At 62.4% G+C, this 6,081-nt stretch carries 7 protein-coding genes; 3 read left to right on the top strand and 4 right to left on the bottom strand.

Annotated elements, in window-relative coordinates:
* Positions 1–132: 132 nt before the first annotated feature.
* Positions 133–822, bottom strand: coding sequence for a glutathione binding-like protein (locus EGJ34_RS19985; protein WP_125362191.1), 690 nt, complete (start codon positions 820–822; stop codon positions 133–135).
* Positions 823–1,083: 261 nt separating this feature from the next.
* Between EGJ34_RS19985 and EGJ34_RS19980 the strand changes: the two genes are divergently transcribed.
* A complete protein-coding gene (locus tag EGJ34_RS19980; protein WP_260477075.1) occupies positions 1,084–2,616 on the top strand; it encodes an MASE1 domain-containing protein in 1,533 nt (510 codons plus the stop codon).
* A gap of 7 nt (positions 2,617–2,623) precedes the next feature.
* Here the strand turns inward: EGJ34_RS19980 and EGJ34_RS19975 are convergent, their stop codons facing one another.
* The 3 genes from EGJ34_RS19975 to EGJ34_RS19965 form a co-directional block, all read right to left on the bottom strand.
* Positions 2,624–3,091: a hypothetical protein gene (locus EGJ34_RS19975; protein ID WP_125362189.1), complete on the bottom strand. Its 468-nt coding sequence runs from the start codon at positions 3,089–3,091 to the stop codon at positions 2,624–2,626.
* 156 nt (positions 3,092–3,247) lie between these two features.
* On the bottom strand, positions 3,248–3,757 hold the full coding sequence (locus EGJ34_RS19970; RefSeq protein WP_125362188.1) for a hypothetical protein: 510 nt from the start codon (positions 3,755–3,757) through the stop codon (positions 3,248–3,250).
* 132 nt (positions 3,758–3,889) lie between these two features.
* Positions 3,890–4,153, bottom strand: a complete 264-nt coding sequence (locus EGJ34_RS19965) for a hypothetical protein (RefSeq protein ID WP_125362187.1) — start codon at positions 4,151–4,153, stop codon at positions 3,890–3,892.
* 438 nt (positions 4,154–4,591) lie between these two features.
* Between EGJ34_RS19965 and EGJ34_RS19960 the strand changes: the two genes are divergently transcribed.
* Positions 4,592–5,227, top strand: coding sequence for a TIGR00645 family protein (locus EGJ34_RS19960; protein WP_125362186.1), 636 nt, complete (start codon positions 4,592–4,594; stop codon positions 5,225–5,227).
* Between the two features lie 165 nt (positions 5,228–5,392).
* On the top strand, positions 5,393–6,081 hold a 689-nt coding region (locus tag EGJ34_RS19955; RefSeq protein ID WP_125362185.1), incomplete at its 3' end, for an energy transducer TonB.

The following is a 6,081-nucleotide window of genomic DNA, read 5'->3' as shown; positions in this document are numbered from 1 at the left end:
TAGTTTTTTATACAAGACCCCCCAAATGCGGCCGGCCCGGCTAAAACCCCGCAAAAACCCGGGTCGCCCGGGCGGTGGGCGGGCCCAGGCGATCCGTGGGCCGGCCAACGGCCGGCGCTACCGCCATCAATCCTACCGCTGCCCAAACAGATGCTTGCGCTCTTCCTCGCTCAACGGCTTGCCCGCATTCGGGTTCACCTTCTCCTTCAATGCATACGCCCGCTGGGTGGCCGGGCGCGCGGCAATCGCCTCATGCCAGCGCTTCAGGTTCGGGAACGCGGCGAAATCCGGCGGCAGCTTGTCGTACGCCCCGATCCACGGGTAGCTGGCCATGTCGGCAATGGTGTACTCATCCCCGGCCAGATACGCACTCTGCGCCAGGCGCTTGTCCATCACCCCGTGCAGGCGGCGCACCTCGTTGCCATAGCGCTCGATGGCATACGGAATCTGCTCCGGCGCATACACGTTGAAATGGCCCATCTGCCCGCTCATCGGGCCCAGCCCGGCCATCTGCCAGAACAGCCACTCCAGCACCGCCACCCGCCCACGGGTGTCAGCCGGCAGGAACTTGCCGGTCTTCTCGGCCAGATACAGCAGGATCGCGCCGGATTCGAAAACGCTCTGCGGCTCGCCGCCGTCGGTGGGGGTGTGGTCCACCAGCGCCGGCATCTTGTTGTTCGGCGAGATGGCCAGAAATTCGGGCTTGAACTGGTCGCCCGACCCGATGTTCACCGGCTTGATCTGGTACGGCAGGCCCAGCTCTTCCAGCAGCAGGGTGACTTTGTGGCCGTTGGGAGTGGGCCAGTAATACAGGTCGAGCATGACGGCACCTACGGGTTGGGAAAGGGTGAGTGTATGTCGCAAGCGTCACGGTGCTGTCAGCAGGTTGGGAACAGTTAGTCCTATGAGGCCCTACGCGGAACTCAGGCTCTAAGGCTTTAGAGGGGTCTTCGCCTGGGTTTCGTCGGATTCCGATGCCCTGCGTGGGTCACCGCACTATCTAATGTCGACCGCTACAGCCTGCGACGCGTTCTCGCCTGAAAGCGACGCAGGCGTGGGTTGAACAGGAGATGGCGTGTGCTGATGGAAGTCTTTGGGCAGTGGTGGAGAAAGGGAACTCGCATTGGCATCCGCATTCACCCATGCGGACTCTTCCTTGCCGCAGCCTTTGCCGTGACATGTTGGGCTGCACGCCAGACATCTTTGGACCAGTTCTATCTGGTCGCCGGGCTTCGAGTGGGTGCGCTGCTACTTGTGCCGTTAAGGTATTGGGTGTTCCTTATCCTGGGCGACTATGCGCATCTTGCGTACGTCGTTCTTCCGCTGTCGGATGAGCTAGGCATTGCGTGGTCAATCCTGACTCCCGCATGCATCATGCCCACCATTGCCGCCATTGTCAGGCTGCACAAGTCAGTTCTTCAGAACGGGTCGCCCGCTTGGCTGATCTCGCTGGCAGCCATTGCTGCGCTGGCCATCAGCTCAATCAACATCGCAATGGCAGAGCTTCTATGGCCGGTACCACCTGACATCGGCATCCTGCAGCGCCTTATCCGCTACAGCGTGGGCGACTTTCTGGGCATCCTGACGCTCGCACCCCTCGCATTTGCGTGGAGGCTACGGCACAAACATGCAGCCGAGGTTGGCAGAGTCACCCTCATCAGCGTGGGAGCCGCGGTGGCTATTCCCGTACTCGCGGTGGCGTCAGTGTATGTCCGCGCCGAACAGCCGTGGCTTTCAGGCAGCCTGCTATTTGCCATGGGCATGCCTGCAGTGCTTCTGACCTGTCTTCACGGCTGGCGGGGCGCTGCCGCTGCTGTTTCGCTGGTTAACCTTGTCATGGGTATCACCATGCCGTCCACGGGACAGCCGTGGTCTTTCGATTCGACCACATTCGTAATCCAGCAGATCCTTGCAGTGGTTGGCATCACCCTGCTGGCACTAGGTTCCAGCATCAGCCATCATTTCAACCGGCTTCGCACTGAGGTGATCGCAAGCAGTGAAGTCATCTCTCAGACCAGGAAAGCACATACGGCGTCAGAGTTGAGCCTGCGTGAGCGAGCAGCCGACATGAACAGAATCGGCGAGGGGATCGATCTCCATCTCAGCGAGACCGCTGACTGGCTCATCCGTCAGGGGCATCCACGCGTGGCCGAGAATCTGATCAGCACTTCCGCGTTCTACTCAAGGAAGTTCCGGGCCCAAGCCAGCCTTGTCTACCCCACTGCATTGGAGCATGTAGGCCTTTACCTTGCACTACAGATCGGCGGCATAAGCGATGTATGGCAAAGCACCGAGCGGATCCTGCAGCCCAGGCTTTTCGGAGATCCGTGTCGTTTGCCTGTTGCGCTTCAGCTTGCCACGTATCGCGCTCTGACCGAAGCCGTTTCGCTGCTTCTTCAGTGCGAACAGGGACAGATTCGCGTCAGCGCCCGGTGTGGGCGCACTCGTTTCGGTTCAGGCATTGTGGTCGTGGCTGCCATCGTTGACCCAGGTCACCGATTGAGCGACGCCACCATCAAAGCGGTTACGGATCGGCTGGCAGGCAGGGTGCTCAGTCATGGCGGCACCGTAGAGTGCCGCCAGAACCGGATTCGCATGTTGCTGCGGGATACCTAGGACCCCATCAAGGTGTTGATGTCGTCTCCACCGACCATAGGGAATCCTCTGCTCCCCGGTGATGATGAAGCTTGAACTCCGGATTCTCGTAGACGAGGACCCGGCTTGCGTCGGCTGGGGGCGGGATAACCTGGTTGGGGAATGAGATGGGCACTTCGCTCGCACCCGCTGGCAGCGCCCAGAACTCGTTCCCCATTTTCCCGATAACCAGATGGACAGCCCCTGCTGCGTCGTTGATCTGGATGTACTCCGCTCCGTCACGCTCGAACCCATAGACGTGCCATCCCGGACTCAAGCTCAGGTCAGCGGCGTCGGGAACAGAGTTGCCAAGACCGATGCGAACAAACTGGGCCAGGTGATCTTTTCCTGGGCAACACGCGGTTGGAACAGGCTTCGAGTCTTGAGCAGTCGCAGCTTCGGGAGAGCTGAAGATCATCAAGACAGTCGCTGCGGACGAGAGAATCGCGCCTCGCATGGGCACCTCCAATGAAGGGTTATGGGATATCCGTGCAACTTTATGGAGGCCCCATGGAGGTCGCTCTGAAGAATCTCTGAGAATATGGACGATGATGCTGGTGATCGCTTCGATAGCTCACGTCCACTTCCATCGGTGGGCGATGGCCCATCCGCCCTAATGGGTCGAGTCGACGCCCCAGATCTTCCCGTTCTCGGAAGCGTACAGTCGCAGATGGAATTCCGGGTTCCGATACACCTCGGAGACCAGGACCGCATCCACTGGCAAAGCGGGATCGCCGGGCAGGATCACGCGCGCATGCGGATCACCTGCGGGCAGCAGCCAGAACACCCCGTCCGCATGGCCGATGATCAGCTGAATCTTCCCGGCGCGGTCGTTGACCTGGAAGTACTCCATTCCGTCACGGCCGAAGCCATGCACGTCCCAGTCCGGGTGCGTATTCAAAGGCGTAGCCTGCAATCCGGGATCGCCCAGCCCATTCCGCTGCAGTTGAACGTTGCGATCACCGTCGTCGCCGCAACTGCATCTGATCTCCATGTCGACGCCCAGGCCATCATTTGCGGCCGCAGTGAAGGGCGCTCCGATAAGAAAAGCGGCGGAAACCACCGACAACTTTCGCTTCAGGGACATATTTACCTCTTTTTGCGTGGTGTGACGGACGCGCATGCGGGAACGCTTCGGTCCCGCCATGGCGTCTGAAACTGTAGATGTCGGCCACCCCCGTTTCTTTCGTTTGCGTCTGAGATCGGGCGCGCTGGTGGAAACGGATTCGAATGGAGCTGTTGGATTCGTGAGCCCTTAGCGTTCGGGGGCATCCACATCCACTCGCCACGCGGTTCCTTCTGAATCGACGTCCACGTGCAATGAGAACTCGCCATTGAGGGGCATGGGCGGCATTGGGAGCTTCAATCGTGCGCCGGATTCTGCGACAGGAAACGCTGAGTAAACGCCACCGATTTGCCCCGCAATCAGGTGCACGATTCCCGAGAGGTCGCTGACTTGGTAGTAGATGGCACCGTCGCGCTCGAAGCCATGTACGTTCCAGTGGGGATGAACGCTCAAGTCGCGAGCTGCAGGATGTTGGTGCCCGGCGCCCATGCTGCGGAGCTGGACGGTGTGGTCCGTCCCCGGGCAGCAGACTTTTCCAGCCGCTTCGGGCGGAAGCATTGCCGGAGCTCTGTCGGCGGAGGAGAGGTCACTGGCGGATCGGCCGGCGATAGGTGTCGCGATCAGCCCCAAAGCTGCCGCCAGTACGCCATAGGTTGATGGCCGCACGGAGATCTCCAAGAGAAATGAGGAGGGAGGACTCTAGACCGGAGTCGCGCGGACATCGCTGATAGAACTCCGAGAGTTGGGGGGGCGGGTTGGAACAGCCGGGCAAGCCCGGCTCTACGGGTTGGAACCCTGAGCGGTTGTTCATGACGGGCGGCTGCCGTGCCTTGGCACCGTCAGCCGCTCCGGGTACCCTTCGGCAACCCCTGCAACCCTCCATTCAGCCCCATGAGCTCGTCCCCTGCCCGTATCAGCCCGCTTTCGTCCCTGATCTTCGCCTCGCGCTGGCTGCAGCTGCCGCTGTACCTGGGCCTGATCCTGGCGCAGTGCGTATACGTGTTTCTGTTCGGCAAGGAGCTGTGGCACCTGATCCACCGTGCCAACAGCATGGGCGAGCAGGAAATCATGCTGCTGGTGCTGGGCCTGATCGACGTGGTGATGATCTCCAACCTGCTGGTGATGGTGATCGTGGGCGGCTATGAGACCTTCGTCTCGCGCCTGCGCCTGGAAAACCACCCGGACCAGCCGGAATGGCTCAGCCACGTCAACGCCAGCGTGCTGAAGGTGAAGCTGGCCCTGTCGATCATCGGCATCTCCTCGATCCACCTGCTGAAGACCTTCATCGGCGCGGGCTCGCTGGACGGCCTTCCGCTGTGCGACACCCAGGCCTTCTATGAGGCCGTCAGCGCCGTGACCGCGATGGCGGGCCCGGAGGCGGCCGGTCGCCTGAAGTGCGCCACCATGACCACCAGCGGCGTGATCTGGCAGACCGTGATCCACGGTGCCTTCATTCTGTCGGCGATCGGCATTGCCTTCACCGACAAGCTGATGTCGCACGCGCCGAGCAAGTCGCTGTCGCATTAAGCCCGGTCCGGGTCACCCACATCAACGCCATGTGATGGTAGATTGAAGCTTCTGGCCGCCGGGCTCCGCCGGGGGGCACGGCCCGGCGCGTCGGGAAGCGCGGCGGGGTCCGGCCGGCCTGCCGTCTCAGGCCTTACGTATCGTCGTTCTTCAAAGGGGAGTTGGATGTCGCACGTCAACACTTTCGCCAAGGCGCGCCTGTGGGTGCCGCTGACCCTGGCGGTGGCTCTGGCCGCCTGCTCGGGCAAGGATGAACCGGCGGCTCCGGCTGCTGACACCGCGACCGCTCCGGCGGCCGCCCCTGCCGCGGCTCCCGCGCCGGCACCGGCCGTTTCGGCCCAGGTGCAGTCGATGGGCACCGAAGACCTGCGCGACTCGGCCAGCAAGGCGCTGCGCGAGAACCGCATGTACGCCCCGGCCGGCGACAACGCCATCGAGTACTACCTGGCCCTGCGCGACAAGACACCGGACGACGCCTCGGTGAAAAGCGCGCTGACCGACCTTCTGCCCTACACCGTCATCGCCGCCGAGCAGAACCTGGCGCGTGAAGACTTCACCGAAGCCCAGCGCCTGGTGGCCCTGGTGGAGAAGGTGGACGCCAATGCACCCGCGCTGGCCCGCCTGAAGCAGGGCGTCACCGGCGGCATGCAGACCGCCCTGAAGCGCACCCAGGAAGAGACCGACAAGGTCAAGAAGGACGCTGAAGCCCGCGCCAAGCAGCTGGCGGACCAGCAGCGCCAGCAGCAGGCCGCCGAGGCCGAAGCGGCCCGTAATATCGCCGCCCAGGCCGAAGCCGCCCGCCGCGATAGCGAGCGTCAGGAGGCCGATCGCCAGGCCGCGGCCCGTCGTGAAGC

Source organism: Stenotrophomonas sp. 278 (assembly GCF_003935715.1).
Classification (GTDB): Bacteria; Pseudomonadota; Gammaproteobacteria; order Xanthomonadales; family Xanthomonadaceae; genus Stenotrophomonas; species Stenotrophomonas maltophilia_AH.
Note: the sequence above shows the minus strand (reverse complement) of the source record. Positions and strands in the feature narration are given on the sequence as shown.